1 protein-coding gene is annotated in these 851 nt (G+C 43.8%); it reads left to right on the top strand.

The window, feature by feature from the left end; all coding sequences use genetic code 11:
* The coding region (locus ACNPNW_RS16385; protein ID WP_448767200.1) for a cadherin-like domain-containing protein at window positions 1-851 on the top strand (851 nt) is incomplete at both ends.

The raw sequence follows: 851 nt of genomic DNA, 5'->3' as shown, positions 1-851 counted from the left end.
ACAGCAGGGAATTTGGTCATCAATATTGTTGATGATGCACCAATCACCGTAGCGGATACAGGAAGTGTTACAGAAGGCGCGCTTTTGACCAAAGATGCAGCCAGTGGTGTACTTTCTAACGACCAGTCAGGCGCAGATGGTTGGGCTAGTGGTGGCGGTGTGGTCGGTGTTGCTAAAGGCAATACAGGTACAACTTCGAGTACTGGAGTAGGAACAAGCATCACAGGTGATTATGGTACGCTTACATTAAATGCCAATGGTAGTTATAGCTATAAAGCGGCTCCAAACAAAATAACAGCCAATGCACAGGATGTATTTACCTATAGAGTGCGTGATGCGGATGGTGACGAAAGAACCACAACGCTGACTATTAATGTGCAGGACGTTACAGCCAATCCATTAACTACTGTGGGCAGCGTACGTGAGGATGGGATCGATGCCAATGGTACTCAGCCGGCGGGAACAGATGCGAGTAGTTCTAGCAATGTAGTTGTGGGTAACTTAAACCTACAGACGGGTTGGACAGTACAACCAGCATCACAAGGTTCTACAGCCCCAATAACAGGCACTACAACAAATGGCACATATACAATCAATTTAGATGGTACTTATAGCTTTACTTTAACTTCAGCAACCAAAGATTTAGCAGGCAATGTAACCAATAGCTTCACTTACACTGCTGTAGACCAATATGGCAATACGGTCACCAATACCGTAACCATTAGCATTGTTGACGATAAACCTAAAATCAGTGAGAACGATGCAAATGTTGGTCGTGTAACTGTTGATGAAACTAATTTTGTCTCAGGTCCTGTTTCTGCAACAGATGCTAATTTTGTCAAAGATGTATT

The organism is Acinetobacter endophylla, assembly GCF_053543775.1.
Note: the sequence above shows the minus strand (reverse complement) of the source record. Positions and strands in the feature narration are given on the sequence as shown.